Origin of the sequence: Virgibacillus sp. AGTR, assembly GCF_016919725.2 — a bacterium.
Lineage (GTDB): Bacteria > Bacillota > Bacilli > Bacillales > Amphibacillaceae > Virgibacillus > Virgibacillus salarius.
This window is the reverse complement of the sequence record NZ_JAJERH010000064.1, coordinates 1-25,207: the sequence shown is the minus strand read 5'-3', so window position 1 is coordinate 25,207 and position 25,207 is coordinate 1. Positions and strand designations below refer to the sequence as shown.

Here is a 25,207-nt window from a genome sequence, read left to right as displayed (position 1 = left end):
GTAGTGATAAGGACTGAGCGAATTTTGCTCAGTTTTTCTTATAGTTATATAGTAGCATATTTAGAATGCAAATGTTTGGTATTGAACTATGCTATAATGATGTATAAAGTGTAGGATTAAAGGAAGTAAATCATGAATGGAAATGAAACAAACCAGCTAGTAAAGGGAGCTTTCCTGCTTACATTGGCTGGATTAATTAGTAAATTATTGAGCGCTGGTTATCGAATTCCTTTGCAAAATCTTACAGGGGATATCGGTTTTTATGTATACCAGCAAGTATATCCGATATTAGGTATTATTTTTGTATTATCATTTTATGGGTTCCCATCAGCTATTTCTAAAATGGCAGTAGAATTAAAAGCACAAGGTAAAGGTCTTTCGCTTAAAAGCTTCTATCTTCCAATTGGTTTCATTTTATTACTTATAAGTGGTTCATTGTTTTTATTTTTGTTTTTTAATGCATCCTATATTTCGGAGTGGATAGGTGATGAAAAACTTACCTCGATCTATCAATTAGCTGCGTTTACTTGCTTATTCGTTCCCTTTTCGGCATTGCTTCGAGGTGTGTTTCAGGGTACATATGTAATGAAACCAACAGCTTATTCACAGGTTGCTGAACAACTGATACGTGTAGCAATTATTATTGCTACGGCGATATTAATTAGTATGAATGATTATCCGCTTTATCACATTGGGAAAGCCGCTGTATTTGCATCCATATTAGGTGCAGGGACTGCGATTATTGTCCTTAGTGTATTCTTTTGGAGGAAAAAGCCCTATACAAATCAGGAATTTAACATCCCTTGGAATTATTACGTGCGGACCATTCTTATATTAGGTGTTGCAGCAGCGTTAAATCATATGGTCTTATTAGTTATTCAATTTGCCGATACATTCACAGTTATTCCAAGTCTACTAAAGGCTGGTTTATCGAAAGAAGCAGCAATGGAGGCGAAGGGTATCTTTGACCGTGGACAACCATTAATCCAGCTTGGAACTATACTTGGTTCATCCTTTGCGTTAGCTTTAATTCCTACTATATCAAAGAAAAAGCTAAAACATGATCCAATTACCTTTTATAGTTATATACGTGGTGCTTTATTATTTAGTATCTATCTAGCTGTTGGAGCAACGATTGGGTTGATCACTATTTTTCCTGAAGTAAATCGGCTACTTTTTCAGGATAACCAGAGTACAGGAAATTTGCAGCTATTAATGATTTCCATATTACTAAGCTCAATTTCTATAACAGCGGCAGCGGTTTTGCAAGGTCTTGGCTTTATAAAGCGCATTGCTGGGTTTATTCTTATAGCTTTTTTTGTCAAATGGATAGCTAATCAAGTGCTGATCCCTTGGCTGGGAATAACAGGTAGTGCGGTGGCAACGATTATCTCCTTACTTGTGTTATGTACGATTGTATTACGAGAGCTAAGAAGGAAGCTCCCCCATTTAAACCTTTTGAAATCTCTTCAGTGGCGTCCGCTATTTGTAGCTATTTGTGCGATGGCATTGTTTGTCTTATGTGGTCATTTTATTATCCTGCCTTGGCTAAATATATCTCGTATCGGCTTGTTGGTATATGTCGTTTTTATCTCAATTATGGGGGCAGCTCTATATGGCTATTGTTTAATAAAGTTACGAGCATTTTCTGAGCAGGAACTACGAATGCTACCGTTTCGTACGTTCTTGATGAAACTACAAAGCAGGAGGAAATAATATGAATAAAATTGAAATTATAGGATTGGGAGCGGGCGATCTGGAGCAGCTTTCATTTGGTATATATAAAAAGCTATCACATGCGAAAGAAGCGGTCTATACACGGACTTTAGACCATCCAGCTGTCAAAGCTTTGCAAGAAGAAGGCGTACGTTTTCTTTCTTTTGATAGTATTTATGAAGCGGAAAGTCAATTTGATAATGTTTATTCAAGTATTGTAAGCCTTCTTTTACAGAAAGCAGCGAAGCAGAATGTTATCTATACAGTTCCTGGACATCCAATGCTTGCAGAAAAGACGGTTCAATTATTACTCCAACAACAGGAAGTAGAGGTTGAAATTGTGGGCGGACATAGCTATTTGGATGATCTATTTACTGCACTGCAAATCGATCCAATTGAAGGTTTTCAGTTCATAGATGGTACATCATTTGAACGAGATCAATTGAATTATCGAAATCACCTTATTTTCTGTCAGGTGTATGATCGTTTTATTGCTTCCGATGTTAAACTAACATTACTAGAAGACTTACCAGCTGATTATCCTATTACAATTGTTGAAGCTGCCGGCAGTAAAGATGAAGCCAAAAAAACTATTTCTTTAGAGGAACTGGATCATGCAATGGATATAAGTAATTTAACAAGTATTTATATTCCGCCAGCACCGGATAATGTTCTTCATCATAGCTTTGAACAACTACGTAAGGTTATTCGAATATTGCGTAGCCCGGAAGGTTGTCCGTGGGATAAAGAACAGACACATGAAACATTACGTGAGTATGCTATTGAAGAGGTCTATGAGCTACTGGATGCTATTGATCAAGCGGATGATGAAGGAATTGTTGAGGAGCTTGGAGATGTGTTACTCCAAGTCATGCTCCATAGTCAAATTGGTGAAGATGATGGCTATTTTACAGTAGATGACGTTATTCGATCGATTACGAATAAAATGATACATCGACATCCTCATGTGTTTAAGGATGCTACGGTAGATACAGTAGATGAAGTGTACAAAAATTGGGACGAGCTGAAGCAGGAAGAGAAAGGGAATGTGCGTAAATCTATATTGGATGGTGTAGCAAAACAACTTCCGTCACTGGCGAAGGCTTATCAACTCCAAAAGAAAGCCGCGAAGGTAGGGTTTGATTGGGAAAACTCGGTAGATATTTGGGCTAAACTTGATGAGGAGTTAAACGAATTTAAAGAAGCGGTGCAAAAGAATGAAAATGTAGAAATGGAAAAAGAGTTTGGAGATATTCTATTTGTACTTGCGAACCTATCTAGGTACTATAAAATTAATCCAGAGGTAGCGCTAAATCGTACAAATGCAAAATTTCAATCTCGCTTTTCCTATATTGAGCAACAATTAGAGAAAAGACAAATCGATATTCAGCATGCAACTTTAGAAGAAATGGATGCATTATGGGACAAGGCGAAAGAAGGGGAGTAAAATTCAATGAGATTAGATAAATTCTTAAAGGTTTCTCGATTAATCAAACGGCGAACATTAGCTAAAGAAGTAGCGGACCAAGGAAGAATTACGATTAACGGAAACCAAGCAAAGGCATCATCAACAGTCACAGCTGGAGATGAGCTTACCATTAAATTTGGTCAGAAACTTGTAACGATTAAGATCAATAATTTGAAAGAAACTGTTAGAAAAGAAGAAGCAGAAACATTGTATACCGTTTTAAAAGAAGAGAAATTAAATAATTAGGTTACACAGTTCTATACTTGTCCCTCCTTTCATAAAGTAATAATGATAAGGAGGGCTATTACGATGAATTATTATGAGAATAAGGAAAATATAACACGTGTGCAAACGGATCATTCTGTAAAAGTTAATAATCGAAAAAATTTAGAAATAACAGGTGTCAAAGAAGTAGATAGCTTTGATAACGAGGAGTTTCTATTGGAGACAGTTATGGGTTATCTGATTGTCCGCGGGCAAAATTTACATCTAAAAAACCTTGATGTAAATGAAGGGTTAGTAACCATAAAAGGAAAAATATATGAGCTTTCCTATGTAGATGAGCAGCAGGAGAAAGCTAAAGGGTTCTTTAGCAAGTTATTTAAATGAGCTTAAGTACGCAATTCCTCACAATGATTACTATGATTACAGGCGGATTTTATCTTGGTTTAATTCAGGATACATTTCGTCGATTTACACCATATTGGAAAAATAGAAAAATCATGACTTATGTTATGGAAATTTGCTTTTGGTTAATGCAGACAATGCTATTATTTTATGTTTTATTCCGGGTAAATGGTGGTGAACTAAGGTTCTATATATTTGCTGCTTGTTTATTGGGGTTTGCCTTTTATCAGGTTGCTGCTGCAAACGTATATAGAAAAGTACTGGAGCAGATCATTCGTATTATTGCGGCAGTTTATCGATTTTTTGAAAATATAGTACAAGCTCTTATCATATCTCCAATTACGTGGATCGTGAAACTTATATATACCTTTATTGTTTGGCTATGTAAAGTTGTTGGTACGATTCTTCTTTTTATTTTAACTGTAATCATTACGCCAATTAAGTGGATAATTCAAGCTATATACGGACTATTGCCTAAAAAAGTTCAATTATTTCTTTTTAAAATAGCAGGATTTTATAGTAAAATGAAGAATATATGTATAAAAGTAGTGAAGTATGTTAGGTTTAAGAGGAGGTAACGAGCTTTGGCTTCAGACAAACAAACAGTAACGAGATTAGATTCTAATTATATGCAGCAATATGATGCTTACATAGAAAGGCAGAGACGGAAGAAGAAGCGGCTAATTCGCCGGCTTGTGTTATTTTCTCTGATTGCAGTAATAGCAATAGGGACCATGGCGACGTACCATTTTAAACAACGTGTACTTCATGCAGAAAAGACGGAAGAATATCAAGCCTTACAAAAGGAATTGACAAGCTTAGAAAAGCAAGAAGCCAATTTGCAAGAGGAAGTAGAGCTTTTAAATGATGAGGATTATGTATTGCAAATCGCTAGAACAAATTATTTCTTCTCTAAAGAGGGCGAATTAATTTTCAAACTTCCCGATGAGAAGCCATCATATTGACACACTTTTGTCTGCTTGGCTATAATATAGTAGTAAGCTAATGGTGCATCATTGTGATCATATATTAGTTTCTTAAAAATTCTAAGGAGGAGCATTTTTTTTATGTCAATTGAAGTAGGCAGCAAGCTGCAAGGAAAGGTAACTGGTATCACTAATTTCGGGGCCTTTGTAGAGCTTGAACAAGGTACTACTGGGCTTGTTCACATTAGTGAGGTTGCTGACAACTATGTGAAAGACATTAACGATCACCTTTCTGTTGGAGATGAAGTGAAGGTGAAAGTTATTAATGTCGAGAAGGACGGGAAGATTGGCTTGTCTATAAAAAAAGCAATAGATAAACCAAAACGTCAGCGAGATAACCGTGAACGGACGGAGTCTTTTGAGTCAAAAATGAATCGCTTCCTTAAGGATTCTGAGGACCGTCTTGCCTCTTTGAAGAAGCACACGGAATCCAAACGCGGGGGTCGAGGTGCTAAGAGAGGATAGCAGTTGCTGTCTATACAATAATGCTCTATATATAAATACGACAAAAAGAGAGGTTGGAACTTTTATGTTCCAACCTCTCTTTTTAATTGTTTAGGAAAATACCGGAAAATATAAAATTTGCCCATGTGGATCCATATGGGCGTGTTGAGTTGCAGCAGCTCCAGCGCCCAGAAACGAGGGCGACTTCACGAATTGCCCTAATCTAAGTCGTCATCGGCTCGCAAGCTCACCGTGATTCCTTTATCTTTGTTGACTCGCTCCAGTCGCTACGTTTCTAATCGGACGCTTACGCTTTTGTTCTGATTTTATAAGGTAGACCGATATAACAAAAAAACCTGCTGCTTTGCTTATGCAACAGGTTTTACTAAATAATGGCGGCGGAGGGGATCGAACCCCCGACCTCACGGGTATGAACCGTACGCTCTCGCCAGCTGAGCTACACCGCCAAATAAGCCAACAGAAAATATAATACAGCAGGTTTAAGACTCTGTCAATAGCTTTCTTATAAGAAAATTGAAAGAATCACAGGCAATATAAGTAATTTAATTAAGAGCCCTGCCCAAATCGACTTACACAATAGAGAATACAAATAGTAAAGAATACGGTACTTTAATATTTAATAAGCTTGTTTTTTTACAAATAACTATCTCCGTTATGATAAAATGAAAAAGCATTGTACGATATAGGAAAGGATGAGGCTGAGACAAAACTAATGAAGAAACAATAAAAAACGAACAATGTTTAGTCGAAGTCAATTATCTTTTCGTTTTTTGGTTAGAATCATTCATTTAGCACCTGAAATAAGCGAGACTCCGGCGGGAACAACACGAGTCCGAAGATCCACTTGGTAACGTGTTTTTCTTTACCAAGTTAGCTTAGGCCGTGCCCACGGAAAGAGCGTATATCTTCACGGTGCGGCGATGATACTCCTATTGATAACATGATTATTCGTGTTTTGAGTAAAGAAGTTGTGTTTTGCCCCAGCCTTTTTCCATTATTAAACTGAACGGAGAAATGAGGTAACACTACGTTGAAGAAAGAAATAAGGAATAGACTAATAATTTTAATTGTACTTGCTTTTCTTCCTATCTTATTTCTAACTATTGATTATAAGCTAGATGTAGAAAATAACTATATAAATAGTTTGTTTTTTGTTATAGCAACTTTGATTGTAACAATGACAATATATGTCATTTTAAGCTTAATTATTAAAAAGTATCCTTCCCTATTTGAAAAAGGAATATGGAACAACCCCTTCCATACTTTAATGATAGGAACCCTTATTTTATTTGTTTTTATCCTAGTAGCTGTGTTGAGTGTAAATAATTTAGATTTCAGTCCAACGATGAATAAGGGATTAACATTTATAATGGCTTATCCTGTTGTCTTTGTTTTAATTTTAATGATAGATTCTTTTTATAAAGGTGTATTCAAGATCGTAAGGGAAAGACGTTTATTTATCAGCTCTATATCGGTAGTTTTTATTCTAGCTATAATGATTTTATTTGGTTCATTAAGTAATATGTAACTAAAGCAATATCGTTTTTCTATAATTATTAAGTGCGTTAATCTATCAAGTAAATTCAGTTAGACTTTATTTCAAGTTGCAGTTCGGTTAAATGAAAATAGAGTCTAACTGTATGAAATGCAATAACTCTCTATATTCCATCGTTTACAAGCATATTGTATTCTAGGTGCTAAAGCGTATTATGGTCCACCCAGAAATAATAGGCCATTCATTTCTCAATGCTTTAATTAAATTCCAGTCTGACCACGATTTTCCTACGTAATCTATATCGTAACGATCACCAACTATGTAATAAAACTCGAAAACTGCTTTATTTTTCGATAAATAGAGGATGTTTAGTTAGAAAGGTTCAGAATTCGCCAAAACTTTTTACATAAGGCAATAGGTGAAAATGCCTTCACTTGCTGGATAAAGTAATGGACGATTCAATACCTACTGGCATTCGTTTTTGTGCTGTTTTAATCCTTCCACACGCGTGTTCGTGTTGAAACCTGTTTGAAGAATAGAAAGTCGTCGAACGATTCTTATGAAACGCTCTCTTGTTTTGACAAAAATAGAAGGCATATTGTGATTTAATGATATGCACAAAGAGGGAGTGGTAGTTATGATGGATTCAATTTCAAGAATGGAACCGAAAGTATTGGGAGCAGAAAGATCAAAACAAATGGACAAGCTCCGAAACCGGCTATATGCAAAGATGAAAGGGGTATTGCTGGAAAGAGGATGGCTTTTTTATATGATCGGTTTTTTATTGGGACGAGCTGTGATTCTATCCGTTGTCTCTCCTTTTGCAGTTGCTTTTTTAGCTACAATTTGGCTTGTCCATAAGGAAAAAACATTAAAAACCATACTTGCTGTGCTATTGGGTGCTTTAAGCTATTCTGTAAATCATAGTATCTTTATCGCTCTGGCCATACTGGTTTTTGTCTTTATGGGTGGTTTATTTAAGCAGGCGAAGAATCAACAGATGCTTATCCCGTTATTTGTATTTTTATCTACGATAGCAACAAGGTTATTTCAGTATTCCATTAGTCAACAGCTATCTGCTTATGACTGGATGCTGGTTTTCGTAGAAGGAGTATTAGGAACCGTATTAGTATTAATTTTTATGCAGAGCATTCCATTATTATCACCAAAAAGATATAACCCCGCATTAAAGAATGAAGAGATCGTATGTATGATCATACTCATTGCCTCTATACTTACTGGTACGATTGGCTGGGAGTTTTATGGGGCTTCCTTCGAGCAGATATTCTCTCGCTATTTTGTGCTCATTTTAGCATATGTCGGTGGGGCCGCGATTGGCTCAACAGTCGGCGTGGTTGCTGGACTCATCTTGTCTCTAGCAAATGTAGCAAACCTTTATCAAATGAGCTTACTCGCTTTTTCAGGTCTCTTAGGAGGACTATTAAAAGAAGGTAGGAAACCAGGCGTTGCTGTTGGCCTATTTGTTGGAACGTTTTTAATTGGAATCTACGGCGATGCGAACCAGTTAGTCCCATCGATCATCGAGTCATCCATTGCTATTTTAATCTTCTTGCTTACACCTGCTAGCTGGTTTAGAAAACTTTCAAGGTTCATACCTGGAACAGAAGAATATACGAATGAACAGGAACAATATTTACAAAAGGTGCGAAATGTAACCGCTAAACGTGTTGAACAATTTTCAGATGTTTTTCAAGCTTTGTCTAAGAGCTTTACCATCACAGATGGTCCGAGCGAAGATGATCAAGAGTCAAGAAGAGAAACCGATTACTTTTTAAGTCAAGTAACGGAGAAAACCTGTCAAAATTGCTTTATGAAGGAAAGGTGTTGGCAAAAACAATTTGATAAAACATATACATTAATGGAACAAATGAAAGAAGATATGGGGGAAAACGGAAAACCAAGCAGGAAAACAGCACGTGAGTTTGAAAATTATTGTGTGAAGCCTCAAAAAGTTGTTGATGTAATGAAGGAGGAGATGTCTTACTTTGAAGCCAATCAAAAATTAAAACAACAAGTATTAGAAAGTAAAAAACTTGTAGCTGATCAATTGCAAGGAGTTTCGGAGGTGATGGAGGATTTCGCAAAGGAAATATTAAAGGAACGGCAGCATCATGAACAACAAGAAATGCAGATTGTACATGCGTTGAAGCAAATGGGGATTGAACTGGAAAAGCTAGAAATTTATCGCTTAGATAAAGGAAACGTAGATATTGAAATGACATTAACCTTTTATGAATATCATGGTGAAGGTTCTAAACTGATTGCACCTGTATTGTCTGATATTTTGAAAGAGATTGTTGTTGTGAAACAGGAAGAAATTGCCCCATTTCCAAATGGGTATAGTTATTTAGCGTTTGGTTCAGCAAGAGAATTTGTCGTTGAGACAGGTGCTGCTAATGCTGCGAAAGGTGGAGGGCTTGTATCTGGAGATAGTTATACAACCATAGAGCTTGGTGCAGGGAAATACGCTATGGCTATTAGTGATGGTATGGGCAATGGTTTAAGGGCTCAGGAGGAGAGCGTTGAGACATTAAGGTTGCTTCAACAAATTTTACAGACTGGAATACCAGAAAAAGTAGCGATTAAATCGATCAACTCAATTTTATCGCTACGATCTACAGATGAGATGTTTGCTACACTCGATTTGGCGGTAATTGACTTACACAATGCTTTCGTTCGCTTTTTAAAAATAGGCTCAACACCTAGCTTTATTAAACGGGGAGATCAATTAATTAAAGTGGAAGCTAGTAATCTCCCTATGGGGATTATTCAGGAGTTTGATGTAGATATTGTTAGTGAACAGTTAATGTCGGAAGATTTATTGATTATGATGAGTGATGGTATTTTTGATGGGCCAAAGCACGTGGAAAATACGGATGTATGGTTAAAACGAAAAATAAGAGAAATGAAGACCGACGATCCTCAGGAAATTGCTGATTTAGTTTTAGAAGAAGTTATTCGCACTAGGTCGGGAGAAATTGAGGATGATATGACCGTGGTAGTTGCTAAAGTAATGAAGAATATACCTAAATGGACTTCTGTACCAATTTATCATGATCAAGCTCAGTGAAGGATATAGTACGTATTTACCTTCCATCCTAACTATACCATGTATAGATCACATAAAAAGTGGTGAAGATGGTATTAATAGTTGGGAGGTAGATGACGTTGAGAAAAGGTACACTGAAGCAAATCTTGTTAATTACAGATGGATGCTCAAACAAAGGAGAAGATCCTTCGGCTACAGCTTCTTTGGCTTATCAACAAGGAATCACTGTAAATGTAATTGGAATATTAGAGGATGAACAGAGCGAACAACCCGAAGGTTTAAAAGAAGTTGAAGACATTGCATTATCAGGTGGTGGTGTTAGCCAGCTTGTCTATAAACAAGCATTATCTCAGACAGTACAAACGGTGACTAAACAAGCGATGACCCAAACACTGCAGGGTTTTGTAAATAAAGAATTACAGCAGATTTTAGGACAGGATCAGTCACTAGAGGATCTTGAGCCGGAAAAGCGCGGAGAAATAATGGAAGTAGTAGAAGATATGGGGGAGACGTGTGATCTGGAAGTATTAGTATTAGTTGATACGAGTGCAAGTATGCATGATAAGCTTCCAACCGTTAAAGAAGCATTAATTGATCTATCTATTAGTTTAAACGCACGTATTGGTCGTAATCGCTTTGCAATTTTTAGTTTTCCTGGAAAACGAAAAGATATACAAAAGGTATTTGATTGGTCACCTGCTTTAGATTCTATCTCTACCATTTTTCCAAAACTAACAAGTGGTGGCATTACTCCTACAGGTCCTGCTATTCGAGAAGCAATGTATCAGTTTGGTAAGAAAAGCTTACTAAGGAGCTTTAGAGATGAAGATGAACCAGGAATGGAAGAAGCTTAATAGTGATATCCACTCTGGAATGCATATCCAGGGGAAGTGGCATAAACAAACGTATGTTATCAAAAGAAAGCTTGGCGCTGGAGCCATTGGTTCTGTATACCTGTGTGAAGCAAACGGCAAATTAGCTGCATTGAAAATTAGTGATAAACGTTCTTCCATGACGGTTGAGGTTAATGTGCTCCGGTCACTCGGTAAGGTCCAAGGAAATCGTCTTGGACCTTCTTTATTGGATGTAGACGATTGGACGGCTCCAATAGGTACTAAATATTCATTCTATGTAATGGAATATTTGCAAGGTGAATCGATGGCCTCCTATATCCATCGCCATGGTAAGGAATGGGCCGGGGTTTTCATGGTACAGCTGTTGGAGGATCTCGAACAGCTTCATCAACAAGGATGGGTTTTCGGCGATTTAAAATTAGATAACCTATTAATCGTCTCCTCTCCGCCACGTGTGCGTTGGGTAGATGTTGGAGGAACAACACAAACAGGAAGAGCGATCAAAGAGTATACCGAGTTTTATGATCGTGGTTATTGGGAAATGGGATCAAGAAGAGCAGAACCAAGTTATGATTTATTTGCTTTTACGATGGCATTCATTCATGTCTATTATCCAAAACGTTTTGTCAAAGGTTCTCAACCGGAGAAGCTTCTATTTCGCAAGCTGGATGAAGCAAGAGGACTACGCCCATATCGGAATGTCTTAAAGAAGGCACTAGCAGGTAAATATGCTTCTAGTTCACAAATGAAAAGAGAGATGTTACAGGTAATTCATGATACGCAGAAAAAAAAGCAAAAAACTAGGAAGCAAATCCAACAAGAAAAAGAAGCTCCCTTTTTGCTAGAGGCCGGAGGTATTTCTATTCTAGCGGGAGCCTACTATTTAATTTCTTTGCTTTTTCAGTGATCCTAGTTGTGATAGGATAAAAGTAGAAATGTTGTGTTGGAGATGGACATAATGAAAACGATGATTACTCATTTTATAAAAAAACATCACTTGTTAACAAAGCAGGCAACAGTCCTAGTAGGTGTATCAGGGGGACCAGATTCGTTAGCACTTCTCCATTACCTCCATTCGATAAGGCAGGAATGGGAAATACGTATAATCGCCGTAACTGTCGATCACCAACTGAGAGGGGAAGCATCCCTTGAGGATCTTCGATATGTTAAGCGATTTTGTAAAACGTGGGATATCGAATTTGTAGGAACCTCTGTTGATGTACCGTCCTATAAAAAGAAGCACAAACTAGGAACACAACTAGCGGCAAGAAAATTACGATATAAGTTCTTTGAAGAGCAAATGGAATTATATAATGCCGATTTGCTAATGCTCGGCCATCATGGTGACGATCAGGCAGAAACGATGCTCATGCGTATGGTACGTTCAGCAGATTCACAAGCATTAGCAGGTATTCCTGTTAAGCGGGATTTTGCTACGGGTGCTATTGTTCGACCTTTTCTCTGCGTAACGAAAGAACAAATATGGAATTATTGTGAAGTGCATCATATTAAACCGAGGCTTGACCCTTCGAATCATGAGACAACCTATACAAGGAATTATTTCCGAAAACACGTACTTCCATTAATAAAAGAGAAAAATAGTAATATACATACTACCATACAGCATCTTAGTGAAACGTTAGAGGCCGATCAAGCGTATTTAAATAGACAAGCACAAGAAATGGTCGATACAATTGTGATGTTTGATAAGGAAAGATGCCAGGTTTCATTTGAAATTAAGCTGTTTAAAACGTACGCATTTGCTTTACAAAGACGGGCCTTTCATCTAATATTAAACTATCTGTATACTGATTTACCTAAGGACTTATCCTATGTCCACGAGGAGCAATTTTTTGCATTATTGCATCGAAAAACAGGTAATGCGCAACTAGATTTTCCCTCTGGCTTAAAAGTAGAGAAGGCATATAACCAGCTAAAGTGTCACTTCCAGGATGACCTCCATACAGATTCATATCATATGTTATTAAAGATCCCAGGCAAAACTGTTTTACCTGATGGATCAGTATTCACTACTGAATACGTGGATGAATATCAAGAGCAGTCAGAACAGACCTTTATTTTACAAAGCGGGCAGGCGGCTCTTCCGTTACATATACGTACCAGAAAGCACGGAGATAAAATGCGCTGGAAAGGGCTACAGGGAAGTAAAAAGGTGAAGGATATTTTTATTGATGCAAAAATACCTCGATCTGAACGGGGCACTTGGCCAATTATCACAGATAATAATGGAGAAATCCTATGGTTGGTTGGTTTAAAAAAGGGACTACTTGAGAAACAGGCAGATAATGCCGCATTTATACAATTAAATTATGAAAAAGGCAACATGTAGGAGGAGCAGAATATGCATAATGATATTCAAGAGGTACTAATATCGGAGGAGGAAATCGCAAGCAAGTGTAAAGAGCTAGGACAACAATTAACCGAGGAATATGATGGGAGATTTCCGCTTGCAATTGGAGTTCTAAAGGGTGCAATGCCATTCATGTCTGATATTCTACGACATATGCATACCCATTTGGAAATGGACTTCATGGATGTTTCTAGCTATGGAGGAGAGATGCGCTCTTCTGGGGAAGTGAAAATCGTAAAAGATCTAGATACTAAAGTTGAAGGTCGCGATTTGCTCATAATAGAAGATATCATTGATAGTGGATTAACTCTAAGCTACTTGGTAGACCTGTTTAAGTATAGGAAGGCAAAATCAATTAAAATTGTCACATTACTAGATAAGCCATCTGGAAGAACAGCTGCAATTAAAGCGGATATAGTTGGGTTCGAAGTACCTAATGAATTTGTTGTTGGCTATGGATTAGATTATCAAGAAAAATATAGAAATTTGCCATATATAGGTGTTTTGAAACCAGAGATTTATGGTGGCGAATAATAAAAATAATCAAGTGGAAGAATGAAATAAACCTTGGAAATAAAATGCTGATTTTTCAAGTGAAATTAGTTGTATTTCAACTTTTTTATATGATACGATGTTATATAGTTTTTCCCCGCTTGGGAGGAGGTAAGTAATGAACCGGATATTTCGGAATGTGTTCTTTTGGATACTTATATTCTTCGTTATTATAGGAGTCATTGGGGTATTCAATGGACAAAATGAAGAAGCAAAACAATATAATGTAAAGCAGTTTATGGATGCTTTAAATAATGGCGAAATACAAGAAATGACGATGCAACCAGCAAATGGTATTATTCGTTTTGAAGGGACTTTAAATGATGAGGATAAAAAATTTATTGCTCAAGTTCCTGATAATACGGACATTATAGCGTCAATTACAGAGCAAGCAAACGATCAAAGTGTGCTTAACGTAGAAGAAGAAGAACAACCAAGCGCGTGGGTAACATTCTTAACAACAATGATTCCGTTCTTGATCATCGGACTGTTCTTCCTGTTTATACTTAGTCAAGCCCAAGGTGGCGGCGGCGGTGGCCGAGTCATGAACTTTGGTAAAAGTAAGGCGAAAATGTACAGTGAAGACAAGAAAAAAGTCCGTTTTAAAGATGTAGCAGGAGCAGATGAGGAAAAGCAAGAGCTTGTTGAGGTAGTGGAATTTTTGAAAGATCCACGTAAGTTCTCAGCCGTTGGTGCAAGAATCCCTAAAGGGGTACTTTTAGTAGGACCTCCGGGAACTGGTAAAACGCTACTTGCTCGTGCTGTAGCGGGTGAAGCAGGTACACCATTCTTCTCTATTAGTGGTTCTGACTTTGTGGAGATGTTTGTTGGTGTTGGTGCGTCCCGTGTACGTGATTTATTTGAAAATGCGAAAAAGAATGCGCCTTGTATTATATTTATAGATGAAATTGATGCAGTAGGTAGACAACGTGGAGCTGGACTTGGCGGTGGACATGATGAACGTGAACAAACGTTGAACCAGCTTTTAGTTGAAATGGATGGTTTTGGTGTCAATGAAGGAATTATTATCATTGCAGCAACAAACCGTGCAGATATTCTAGACCCTGCTCTGCTTCGTCCGGGACGTTTTGACCGTCAAATTACAGTTGATCGTCCAGACGTTAAAGGACGTGAAGAGGTATTACAGGTTCATGCAAGAAATAAACCATTGGCTGATAATGTAGATCTGCAAACGATAGCTATGCGTACACCAGGCTTCTCTGGTGCAGACTTAGAGAATTTACTAAATGAAGCAGCACTAGTAGCTGCTAGACAGGATCGAAAAACGATAAATATGCTGGATGTTGATGAAGCTATTGATCGTGTCATTGCTGGTCCGGCTAAGAAAAGTAGAGTTATTTCTAAGAAAGAACGCAATATTGTAGCTCACCATGAAAGTGGACACACGGTGATTGGTATGGTTCTAGATGATGCAGATATGGTTCATAAGGTTACCATTGTACCACGTGGTCAAGCTGGTGGATATGCTGTAATGTTACCGAGAGAAGACCGATACTTTATGACCAAACCGGAATTATTTGATAAAATTACTGGGTTATTAGGTGGTCGAGTTGCGGAAGAAATTATGTTCGGAGAGGTAAGTACTGGAGCACACAATGACTTTCAACGTGCTACAGGAATTGCACGTAAAATGATTACGGAGTATGGAATGAGTGATAAAATTGGGCCATTGCAGTTTACAAATGGTGGTGGTGAAGTATTCCTTGGTCGTGATCTGAACAATGAACAAAACTACAGTGATGCGATTGCTCATGAAATTGATCAAGAGATGCAGAACTTTATAAATTATTGTTATGATCGTGCGAAGAAGATTCTTACTGAGCATAAGGATAAGCTAGAGCTTATTGCCCAAACATTGCTTGAAGTAGAAACGCTAGATGCTAAACAAATAAAATCACTGTTTGAAGATGGAAAACTACCTGAACCTGATCCGATTGAAGACACAGAAAAAGATGATGAATCGGTTAAAGTAAATATCCAATCTAATGATAAAGAAGATACTCCAGAAACGTTTGAAGAGGCAAAAGCAAAAGTAGACAAGAACTTAGACAAAGATGGAATTACAACAGATAACAAGCCTACTTCAACAGATGAAATTACTACCGATAATAAGCCATCATCAAATGATGAAACGGATAACAAAAAATAACGTCATTACAAATAACTATAAATAGAAATGAATATCTAGAGTTTGAGATAAAAGTAAATAATAAACAATAGAAACGAACTATAATTAGTTGAAATTAATTATAGTTCGTTTTTTGATTAAACTAGTAGCTGAAATATGCGAGACTCCTTGAAAAAGAAGAGCGCTTTTCCTGCGAGCGATTTATAACAGACGAATCCTCTCTTATTTTGCGGGAACAGCATGATTCCAAAGCTTCACTTGGCCACGTGTATTTCTTTGCCAAGGTAGCTGAGACCGTTCCACGGAATGCGAACATATTTCATGCGTGTTGCGGTAATTATACTCCTATAAGTATTCGTATATTTCCAAGCTCATTCCTTCCTAAGAGCTTATTGCCATAAAGTTTATAGTCTGTTTGTTATATATTCATAACTATGTATGGTATATTAAAAAATGAAATTATGTTGCAGACTAATTGTAAATTTTGTCGTAGAGAAAGGTATGGGAAAGCATGTTGTTTGTACTTGATGTGGGTAACACTAACACAGTATTAGGTGTATTTGAAGGAGATCAATTAAAGCACCAATGGCGGATAAAAACGGATCGTTATAAAACAGAGGATGAGTTCGGCATGCTTGTCAAATCGTTGTTTGATCATAAAGGAATTACACTTTCGGATATGAAGGGTATTATCATTTCATCTGTTGTTCCACCCATTATGTTTGCTTTGGAGAAAATGTGTAAAGACTATTTTCATCTGGAGCCTATGATAATTGGGAAGGAGTCGGTTCATTCCTTTCTAAAGATGCGTTATCCTAACCCTAGAGAAATTGGAGCAGATCGTATAGTAAATGCAGTAGGCGCAATCGAAACATATGGTGCACCATTAATAATAATTGATTTTGGGACGGCAACTACGTTTTGCTATATCAATGATCAACAAGAATATCATGGTGGTGTCATATCTCCTGGTATAAATATATCGATGGAAGCACTGTATAGTAAGGCTTCTAAGTTACCGAAAATTGAAATTCAAGCCCCTGATCATGTTGTTGGTTCGTCCACGGTTGAGGCAATGCAATCGGGTGTATTCTACGGCTATGTTGGACAAGTTGATGGCATTGTCAGACGAATTGAAGCGGAAATGGGTGTGAATGCAAAAGTAGTTGCTACTGGCGGCTTGGCTTCGTTAATTGCTCATGAATCCCAGACTATACAGCATGTAGATCCATATCTAACGTTAAAGGGGCTTTATCTCATTTATCATAAAAATAAGCAATTATAAGAATAAGGTTAATTAGAAAGGAGTTTTACAACATGAAGGACTTTATAATTAAAGCTACAGCATATAATGGAATGGTTCGTGCTTACGCGACAACTTCTACAGATACGGTAGAAGAGGCAAGAAGAAGACACGATTCATGGGCAACAGCATCTGCTGCTCTTGGTAGAACGATAACGATTGCAGGTATGATGGGAGCTATGTTGAAAGGAGAGGACTCCATTACGACAAAGGTAATGGGAGATGGCCCCTTAGGAGGTATTATTGCAGATGCGAATGCAAAGGGTGAGGTTCGAGGATATGTGGTAAATCCACATGTTGATTTTGAATTAAATGCAAATGGAAAATTAGATGTGGCAAGAGCTGTTGGTACTGAAGGTAATATAAGCGTGATTAAAGATTTAGGATTAAAAGATTTTTTCACGGGAGAGGTTCCGATTATTTCCGGGGAAATTAGCGAAGATTTTACGTATTATTTTGCTAATTCTGAGCAAGTTCCTTCAGCTGTTGGTGCTGGTGTATTGGTGAATCCAGATCATAGTATTCTAGCTGCAGGGGGGTTCATAGTACAGGTTATGCCTGGTGCTAGTGAAGAAGTGATTAGTCAGTTAGAGGAGAAAATTCAAGAATTGCCACCGATTTCTACATTGATTCGTGAAGGAAATACACCTGAACAAATTCTGCATCGGTTATTTGGAGAGAATCAAGTAAAAATTCATGAAACCGTTCCTATGGAATTTCGCTGCAAATGTTCAAAAGAACGACTTGAGCGAGCAATAAAAGGGTTGGGTGATAAAGAAATTCAAAATATGATTGATGAAGATCATGGGGCAGAGGCAAGTTGCCATTTCTGTAATCAAACATATCAGTTTACGGAGGAAGAGTTAGAAGCTTTAAAAGGGTAGTATTTTGAAGAGGCTGTCTCATTGTGTCGAATTGAATGTGCTAAAATCCTTTTGATTGATGTTGGAGACAGCTCATTTGTAGATTTGTAAAACTGAGAAAGTAGTTCGTTAAGTTAACAAGTGTTGAATAATACCTTGTTCAGCGTACAGGGGGAGCTAGTATCCATGTCGAAAAAACTATTGCTAGGTGTCATTATAATACTTTTAATAACGAATATTGCTACTTTATTAATTTGGCGTAATGAAGGGGTTAATGTTGGCGATGGAAGGAAGTTGAGTAGTAATGATGAGGTGGCAATCATTGGAAATGATGACATCAGCTTCGCTCAATGGAGTGACTCGCTTCGAAACAACTATGGAAAAAAGCATTTACGATCAATGATAGATCAAGCAGTTGTACAACAATTAGCAGCGGACAAAGGACTAAAAATTAGTGATAAGGTTATAGCTAGAGAAATAGCTATGTTAACTACGATGCAGGGTGTGACTTCAGCGTCAACTTATGAAAAGTTAGAGAAGCAATGGGAAGAAGATATTACATACAGGTATCAATTGGAAATGCTTTTAACAGAGGGGACACCTATTCCAGAGCAAGAAATAAGGAATCATTATAATACATATGGTGATCAATATAACTTTACATCTTCTATGCAAATTTCACATATCGTAGTAGATAATATGGAAACAGCAAATAAAGTTTATCAAGAATTGGAATCAGGTGCCTCATTCAAGCTATTAGCTCGAGAATATTCAATTGATGAATCCTCTAAAGCAGAAGGTGGATATCTTGGCTTTATTTATACAACTAGTCAATTCTTTCCTAATGGCTATGCAGAAGTTGCTGAGAATATAGAAGAGCATTCTTATAGTAAACCATTTGTAGCTGATGATGGTGTGGTAATTCTTTATCTTCATCGCAAGCTACCATCTATTACATTTACGTATGAAGAGATGAAACCGTATATAAAGAGTGAATTAGCATTACATAAACAAAACCAGTCGTTAGATGCCACTCCACTATGGGAAGAGATGGAGATTGATTGGTTATATGGAGAAGAATAGCACGTAACAATAGTCGATGGACAAAATAAGTAGACGAATGCCTAAATATTCCGTATTAGTTGACATTTAGCTGGGTAAAACGTACATTATAATTAATCATACAAAATAACTAGGAATTAGGAGGGAATGTAGTGAAGGTAGCTAATAATATAGCTGAACTTATTGGTGGAACACCAATAGTAAAATTAAATAATGTGACAGACGCTGACAGTGCTGACATCTATGTGAAGCTTGAATTTATGAACCCAGGTAGCTCTGTTAAGGATCGTATTGCCTTAGCAATGATCGAGGCGGCTGAAAAGTCTGGAGAATTGGAAGCAGGAGATACCATTATTGAACCGACTAGCGGTAATACAGGTATCGGTTTAGCGATGGTAGCTGCAGCAAAGGGGTATAAGGCTGTGCTTGTAATGCCTGACACGATGAGTCAAGAGCGCCGCAATCTTTTACGCGCCTATGGTGCAAAACTTGTGTTAACTCCTGGAGCTGAGGGGATGAAAGGCGCTATTAATAAAGCGGAAGCATTACAAAAAGAGAATGGTTATTTTATGCCACAGCAATTCAATAATGAAGCAAATCCGGAAGTCCATGCAAGGACGACAGGTAGAGAAATTGTAGAGCAAATGGGTGATGGCCTAGATGCATTCGTCTCAGGGATTGGTACAGGAGGAACCATAACAGGAGCTGGAAAATTTTTGAAAGAAAACTTTGAGGGAATAAAGATTTATGCGGTAGAACCTTCTGCTTCTGCTGTGCTATCGGGGGCTACTCCTGGACCTCATAAAATTCAAGGAATTGGTGCTGGTTTCGTACCAAAAATATTAGATACAGACATCTACGATGAAATTTTACGCATCGAGAATGAAGAAGCCTTTGCAACTTCTAGAGAAGTAGCTACTACCAACGGAATTCTTGGTGGCATTTCTGCAGGAGCTGCTGTTGCAGCTGCGAAGCAGGTGGCGAAGAAACTAGGGAAAGGGAAAAAGGTTCTTGCTATTTTCCCAGATAATGGAGAAAGGTATTTATCGACTCCGCTTTATCAATTTGAAGAAGAATAATTAATGCGATTGTCCTTCGCCAGTATCTAATATTTGATACTGGCTTTTTCATTGTTTAGGAAATTATAAAAGAGTGTTGAGCTGCGTCCAGCTCCAACGCCTAGAAACGAGGCGAGTTCATGAATGAACCTACGATAATTCAACATCAGCTCGCAAGCACACCGTGATTCCTTTATCTTCGTTGACTCGCTCCAGTCGCTACATTTCTAATCGGGTGCTTTTGTTCTTGTTTATAGTGGGTCGCCTGCTTGCTTGTTCTGTGATACGATTAAGGGAGAAAATGTCAGGAAAGAAGGTACGGGGCAGTATGAAACTAATTACAAAAGTGAAAACCTACGATCTAAATGAACGTACACATATAATGGGGATATTAAATGTTACTCCAGATTCCTTTTCTGATGGAGGAAGCTTCAACACAATTAACAAAGCAGTAGAACACGCTGTGAAAATGGAGGAGCAAGGAGCGGATATTATTGATATTGGTGGAGAATCTACTCGGCCAAATCATGAACCAGTTTCTCAAGAGGAGGAAATTAAACGCGTAGTTCCCATTATTAAGGCTGTGAAAGAGAAAATAAAAATACCGATATCCATTGATACATATAAAGCTGAGACAGCAAAAGCTGCAATTGAAGCTGGTGCAGATATTATTAATGATGTATGGGGTGCAAAAAAAGAACCGGCGATTGCTCAAGTTGCAAGTGAGTATCAAGTACCTATCATTCTCATGCATAATCGAACGGATTTAGATTATAACAATATCATTGAGGACATGTTGAATGATATACAAGAAAGTATAGATATAGCATTACAAGCTGGCGTGTTGGACCATAATATTATCATTGATCCAGGTATTGGATTTGCTAAAACAGCTGAAGACAATTTGCTCGTGCTGAATCAGTTGGAGGTATTCCAAGAATTAGGCTATCCGCTACTATTGGCAACTTCAAGAAAAAGGTTTATTGGGAATATCCTAAACGTACCACCTGAAGAAAGAGACGTAGGAACAGGTGCAACTACTTGCTTAGGAATTATGAAGGGTGCCAATATGGTGCGTGTTCATGATGTGAAAACAAATATAGAGCTTGCGCAGATGATGGATGCAATGCTGCGCGTGAAAAGAGGTTGACACATGGATAAAATATATTTAAATAACTTACAATTTTACGGTTTCCATGGTTTACTTCCTGAGGAAAACAAACTTGGCCAGCGTTTTCACGTAGATGCTACTTTGTTTTTAGATTTATCTAAAGCCGGAAGTAGTGATAATATGTATCAGTCCATACATTATGGACAAGCCTATGCGTATATAAAGGAAGTAGTCGAAGGCGAAGCCAAGAATCTAATCGAAGCAGTTGCCGAAAGCATAGCCAATAAGCTCTTAACCTCCTTCGATTTACTGGAGGCTTGTACGATTAAAGTTATTAAACCAGATCCACCAATAGCGGGTCACTATCACTCTGTTGCGGTGGAAATACATAGGGAGAAAACGACGAAATGAATAAGGCATATCTTGCATTAGGAACCAATATTGAACCAAGAATTCAATATTTAGAAAGCTGTTTATATGAACTAAGTAAACATCCAGACATATCAATAATAAATCAATCATCCATTTATCAAACAGTTCCAGTAGGGTATACGGATCAAGCCGATTTTCTTAACATGGTAATTGAGATAAAAACGACACTTGCATCATTAGAGTTACTGGATTATTGTCAGCAACTAGAGCGTGAATTGGGAAGGGAACGGACGATTCGTTTTGGTCCGCGAACAATAGACCTTGACATTTTGCTGTATAATCAAGAAAATAATAAAACGGAGCGATTAATTATTCCGCACCCGCGAATGCATGAGCGTGCATTCGTGCTTATTCCATTAAATGAAATAGCACCAGATATAGTAATACCAGTAAAGGAAAAGCGTGTTGCTGATTTAATAGAAGAGCTTCCGGGAAATGACATAAAGGGTGTAGCTATATGGACAAAAAACGAATCGGCAGACGAATAAAAGCATTTCGTAAATTAAAAGGATATACTCAAATAGATTTTGCAAAAGCATTAGGCGTTCCTCTTTCCGCAATTGGTGGTGTAGAACGTGGCTCGAAGGAATTATCAGAGGAATTACTAGATAAAGTTGCTGAGACATTATCCGTTTCTAAGGAGGAGCTGACATTACAAGAAGTACCACAAGAGGATAATAAATTCTTGGATGGCTTACCAAACGAAAAAAATGAAGAAATTAGGTAGGGGGATGAGCGATCCAAAATGGACGCCTCATTGGCACTAATTGTTAAAAGTAGCTATGGAGGTAATTCGTAAGCATTCTGCCTAGTATCGGGTCTACGTGAAAATGGTAAGGAAAGGCGACGTTAATAAAGCTGAAACGCATGCAGATCTACTAGTATTTTATATGCTAATGCGAATGAATAAGAGGAAGTAAATAGAGCTTCCTAAATTCAAAGGATTTCAAAATCTGTCAGTAACCTCTGGTAGGTTTTTACCATTAATTGCGAAAGCTTGAGGCATGAAAGATTTATCTAAATCAGCTATACTTACATAATAGATAAGGACTGGAGTGATAAAGGTGACAGAGGAATTAAATGAACATATGCGAGTTCGGCGTGAAAAGCTCGAGCAGTTTATAGACCAAGGAATAGATCCTTTCGGTGGGAAATTCACACGAACTCATGTAGCAAACGAATTAAAAGAATTATATGATCGTTATTCAAAGGAAGAGTTGGAAGAAAAGGAAGAAAAGGTGACCATTGCCGGAAGAATGATGACCAAACGCGGAAAAGGAAAAGCAGGCTTTGCTCACATTCAAGACATTAGTGGTCAAATTCAGTTATATGTTCGTAAAGATAAGATAGGCGAAGAAGCTTATGAGATTTTTAAGTCAAGTGATATGGGAGATATAATCGGGGTTACTGGGATAATGTTCAAAACTAAGGTTGGTGAACTGTCTGTTAAAGTAACTGAGTTTCACCTATTAACAAAATCATTACGACCATTACCTGAGAAGTACCATGGCTTAAAAGATATTGAACAGCGTTATCGACAACGTTATTTAGACTTGATTACGAATATGGAAAGTAAAGAAACGTTTGTGTTAAGAAGTAAAATAATTCAAGCGATGCGCAGATATTTAGATGGACAAGGTTTCTTAGAGGTAGAGACCCCGATGTTACATGGTATTCCTGGTGGTGCTTCTGCTCGTCCGTTTGAAACGCATCATAATGCATTAGACATCCCTTTGTATATGCGAATTGCTATTGAGCTTCATTTGAAAAGGCTAATTGTGGGTGGATTGGAAAAAGTCTATGAAATTGGACGTGTTTTCCGAAATGAGGGTGTTTCAACTAGACATAACCCTGAATTTACAATGATCGAGCTCTATGAAGCATATGCCGATTATCATGATATCATGTCCCTTACCGAAAATTTAGTTGCTCATATTGCGAAAGAAGTACTTGGTTCTACAACGGTAGCGTATGGAGATTATGAAATTAATCTAGAACCAGAATGGACAAGGCTACACATGGTTGACGCGGTTAAGAAGAAGACGGGTGTAGATTTCTGGAAGCATATGACTGATGAAGAGGCTCGGGCATTAGCGAAGGAGCATGGAGTTGAAATAACGGATACTATGACTTTTGGGCATGTAGTTAATGAATTCTTTGAACAAAAAGTTGAAGAAGGACTAATACAGCCTACGTTTATTTACGGTCACCCTGTAGCCATTTCTCCTTTAGCTAAGAAAAATAAAGAGGATGATCGTTTTACCGATCGATTTGAGTTGTTTATTGTTGGCCGTGAACATGCTAATGCATTTAGTGAGCTAAATGACCCAATTGATCAACGTGAACGTTTTGAAGCACAGGTGAAAGAACGTGCAGAAGGAAATGACGAAGCCCATCTTATGGATAGTGATTTCTTAGAAGCGTTAGAATACGGAATGCCACCAACGGGTGGTCTGGGTATAGGTATTGATCGTTTAGTAATGTTATTAACGAATTCCCCGTCTATTCGGGATGTGTTATTGTTCCCGCAAATGCGGAATAAATAGATGGTTAGCAGAGAAAGTGGATTATTCCCTTTCTCTGCTTTTTTATAAGTGCGCCAGGCATGGCGACTATCTAGGTGGTGAAAGTCCACTGTGGAGGTACACATCAACCAACCACTAGAGAAGCGCAAGGTGTTTATCGTGAGAAGTCAGTCGACGCCATAGTAGTGATGAAAAAAATCATGAAGGGCTGAACCATTTATAGTGACGCCATGAAATGCACGAAGGATAGACTTCTGAATGTGTTAATGATGAAAGTATGAGCGTATCTCAGGAGGATAGTCAAAATAGAAGTGTTCTTCGTCACGTGAAAGGAAAGGAGAAACGAGTGTGGGGCAAAGAGGTATTCCTTTTGTCTTAGACCGTTATCTAAAAGTACACACGGAGATATAAATTGAACCGCCGTATACGGAACCGTATGTACTGGTGGTGCGAGAGGGGCGATAAGCTCTTAGCTTCTCCCTCTACTCGATTTAGGAAGGTATATAATTTGTCGCACCCAGAAACGAAGTGACTTTACGAATCGCCTTACGATAAATCATCATCGGCTCGCAAGCTCACCGTGCTTCCTTTATCTTCGTTGACTCGCACCAGTCGCTACGTTTCTATTCGGTCGCTTGCGTTTTTTCTCCCTATATATAGAAGATTAACGTTTAATGGTTACATTGTACAAAGCATAATTCAAACGATATTCACGTTTTATTTAGTTGGAATTGGGTACATTATTTATAATAGATAACGAATTAAAATAGGCTTATTTAAATATTAGAATTTAATAAAGAGTACAAATTAATATTTTGTCTTATTTTCTTTACAAAACCCCTTGATTTCATATTACAAACGTGGTAAATTTAATAACGTTGCTTCACAAGGCAACTGCCAATGCAATTCATAAAATGAATAAAAAAAGTGTTGACACTCAATGCTTTGCATGGTATATTAATAAAGTCGCCAATTTGAACAGCGAAAAAGTTAAGTAAAAAAAGTTCTTGACTTGAGTTGATCAAACTGGTATAATGAAAGAGTTGCTGTCGAAAAAGCAGCAAACTAATTTGCTCTTTGAAAACTGAACAAAACAACCA

Annotated in this window: 23 protein-coding genes and 1 tRNA gene; 23 read left to right on the top strand and 1 reads right to left on the bottom strand. The window is 37.6% G+C overall.

All coding sequences use genetic code 11. The annotated features are described in order from the left end of the window. Positions 1–132 precede the first annotated feature (132 nt). From JUJ52_RS18050 to JUJ52_RS18020, 7 genes are all read left to right on the top strand, one after another. Positions 133–1,716 (top strand): putative polysaccharide biosynthesis protein, encoded by a 1,584-nt coding sequence (locus tag JUJ52_RS18050; protein ID WP_205389399.1) that lies wholly within the window; start codon positions 133–135, stop codon positions 1,714–1,716. 1 nt (position 1,717) lies between these two features. Beyond that, the gene (gene yabN / locus JUJ52_RS18045) at positions 1,718–3,163 is read left to right on the top strand and encodes a bifunctional methyltransferase/pyrophosphohydrolase YabN (protein ID WP_121604279.1); all 1,446 of its coding nucleotides are present in this window, start codon (positions 1,718–1,720) and stop codon (positions 3,161–3,163) included. Between the two features lie 6 nt (positions 3,164–3,169). Further along, the gene (locus JUJ52_RS18040) at positions 3,170–3,430 is read left to right on the top strand and encodes an RNA-binding S4 domain-containing protein (RefSeq protein WP_026680185.1); all 261 of its coding nucleotides are present in this window, start codon (positions 3,170–3,172) and stop codon (positions 3,428–3,430) included. Between the two features lie 63 nt (positions 3,431–3,493). Then, positions 3,494–3,793, top strand: coding sequence for a sporulation protein YabP (gene yabP, locus JUJ52_RS18035; protein ID WP_026680186.1), 300 nt, complete (start codon positions 3,494–3,496; stop codon positions 3,791–3,793). Next, a complete protein-coding gene (gene yabQ, locus JUJ52_RS18030) occupies positions 3,790–4,389 on the top strand; it encodes a spore cortex biosynthesis protein YabQ (protein WP_205389400.1) in 600 nt (199 codons plus the stop codon). The genes yabP and yabQ overlap by 4 nt, the downstream gene beginning before the upstream one ends. Positions 4,390–4,440: 51 nt before the next feature. After that, on the top strand, positions 4,441–4,776 hold the full coding sequence (locus tag JUJ52_RS18025; protein ID WP_371414008.1) for an FtsB family cell division protein: 336 nt from the start codon (positions 4,441–4,443) through the stop codon (positions 4,774–4,776). Positions 4,777–4,878: 102 nt separating this feature from the next. Then, positions 4,879–5,262, top strand: coding sequence for a S1 domain-containing RNA-binding protein (locus tag JUJ52_RS18020; protein ID WP_026680189.1), 384 nt, complete (start codon positions 4,879–4,881; stop codon positions 5,260–5,262). Positions 5,263–5,634: 372 nt separating this feature from the next. On the opposite strand, the gene JUJ52_RS18015 is transcribed toward JUJ52_RS18020, so the two are convergent. After that, positions 5,635–5,708 (bottom strand) — tRNA-Met (locus JUJ52_RS18015). A 584-nt stretch (positions 5,709–6,292) separates the two neighbouring features. Here JUJ52_RS18015 and JUJ52_RS18010 point away from each other — a divergent pair. The 16 genes from JUJ52_RS18010 (at position 6,293) to lysS (ending at position 24,128) form a co-directional block, all read left to right on the top strand. Further along, positions 6,293–6,790 carry a hypothetical protein gene (locus JUJ52_RS18010; RefSeq protein ID WP_205389401.1) on the top strand — a complete coding sequence of 166 codons (498 nt, stop codon included), beginning with the start codon at positions 6,293–6,295 and terminating at the stop codon, positions 6,788–6,790. Between the two features lie 604 nt (positions 6,791–7,394). Next, positions 7,395–9,848: a stage II sporulation protein E gene (gene spoIIE, locus JUJ52_RS18005; protein ID WP_205389402.1), complete on the top strand. Its 2,454-nt coding sequence runs from the start codon at positions 7,395–7,397 to the stop codon at positions 9,846–9,848. A 98-nt stretch (positions 9,849–9,946) separates the two neighbouring features. Continuing rightward, positions 9,947–10,681 (top strand): VWA domain-containing protein, encoded by a 735-nt coding sequence (locus tag JUJ52_RS18000; RefSeq protein WP_026680192.1) that lies wholly within the window; start codon positions 9,947–9,949, stop codon positions 10,679–10,681. Next, positions 10,650–11,588, top strand: coding sequence for a protein kinase domain-containing protein (locus tag JUJ52_RS17995; RefSeq protein WP_205389403.1), 939 nt, complete (start codon positions 10,650–10,652; stop codon positions 11,586–11,588). Before JUJ52_RS18000 ends, JUJ52_RS17995 begins: the two co-directional genes overlap by 32 nt. Before the next feature lie 51 nt (positions 11,589–11,639). Further along, positions 11,640–13,031, top strand: a complete 1,392-nt coding sequence (tilS, locus tag JUJ52_RS17990; RefSeq protein WP_121604281.1) for a tRNA lysidine(34) synthetase TilS — start codon at positions 11,640–11,642, stop codon at positions 13,029–13,031. 12 nt (positions 13,032–13,043) lie between these two features. Beyond that, entirely contained in the window at positions 13,044–13,586 is a 543-nt protein-coding gene (gene hpt, locus JUJ52_RS17985; protein WP_026680195.1) for a hypoxanthine phosphoribosyltransferase, read from the top strand. A gap of 136 nt (positions 13,587–13,722) precedes the next feature. After that, positions 13,723–15,774, top strand: coding sequence for an ATP-dependent zinc metalloprotease FtsH (ftsH, locus tag JUJ52_RS17980; RefSeq protein WP_026680196.1), 2,052 nt, complete (start codon positions 13,723–13,725; stop codon positions 15,772–15,774). 490 nt (positions 15,775–16,264) lie between these two features. Then, on the top strand, positions 16,265–17,038 hold the full coding sequence (locus JUJ52_RS17975) for a type III pantothenate kinase (RefSeq protein ID WP_121604282.1): 774 nt from the start codon (positions 16,265–16,267) through the stop codon (positions 17,036–17,038). A 32-nt stretch (positions 17,039–17,070) separates the two neighbouring features. Beyond that, positions 17,071–17,940: an Hsp33 family molecular chaperone HslO gene (hslO, locus tag JUJ52_RS17970; protein ID WP_026680198.1), complete on the top strand. Its 870-nt coding sequence runs from the start codon at positions 17,071–17,073 to the stop codon at positions 17,938–17,940. Positions 17,941–18,105: 165 nt separating this feature from the next. Further along, positions 18,106–19,002: a peptidylprolyl isomerase gene (locus tag JUJ52_RS17965; RefSeq protein WP_205389404.1), complete on the top strand. Its 897-nt coding sequence runs from the start codon at positions 18,106–18,108 to the stop codon at positions 19,000–19,002. Positions 19,003–19,133: 131 nt separating this feature from the next. Then, complete coding sequence (cysK, locus tag JUJ52_RS17960) at positions 19,134–20,060, top strand: cysteine synthase A (protein ID WP_205389405.1); 927 nt, start codon at positions 19,134–19,136, stop codon at positions 20,058–20,060. 307 nt (positions 20,061–20,367) lie between these two features. Then, on the top strand, positions 20,368–21,189 hold the full coding sequence (gene folP, locus JUJ52_RS17955) for a dihydropteroate synthase (protein WP_026680201.1): 822 nt from the start codon (positions 20,368–20,370) through the stop codon (positions 21,187–21,189). A 3-nt stretch (positions 21,190–21,192) separates the two neighbouring features. Then, entirely contained in the window at positions 21,193–21,561 is a 369-nt protein-coding gene (gene folB / locus JUJ52_RS17950) for a dihydroneopterin aldolase (protein ID WP_026680202.1), read from the top strand. Next, positions 21,558–22,070: a 2-amino-4-hydroxy-6-hydroxymethyldihydropteridine diphosphokinase gene (gene folK / locus JUJ52_RS17945; protein ID WP_026680203.1), complete on the top strand. Its 513-nt coding sequence runs from the start codon at positions 21,558–21,560 to the stop codon at positions 22,068–22,070. Before folB ends, folK begins: the two co-directional genes overlap by 4 nt. After that, positions 22,040–22,309, top strand: coding sequence for a helix-turn-helix domain-containing protein (locus JUJ52_RS17940; RefSeq protein WP_051388261.1), 270 nt, complete (start codon positions 22,040–22,042; stop codon positions 22,307–22,309). The genes folK and JUJ52_RS17940 overlap by 31 nt, the downstream gene beginning before the upstream one ends. Positions 22,310–22,646: 337 nt before the next feature. Next, positions 22,647–24,128, top strand: a complete 1,482-nt coding sequence (lysS, locus tag JUJ52_RS17935; protein WP_166530772.1) for a lysine--tRNA ligase — start codon at positions 22,647–22,649, stop codon at positions 24,126–24,128. Positions 24,129–25,207: the final 1,079 nt, after the last annotated feature.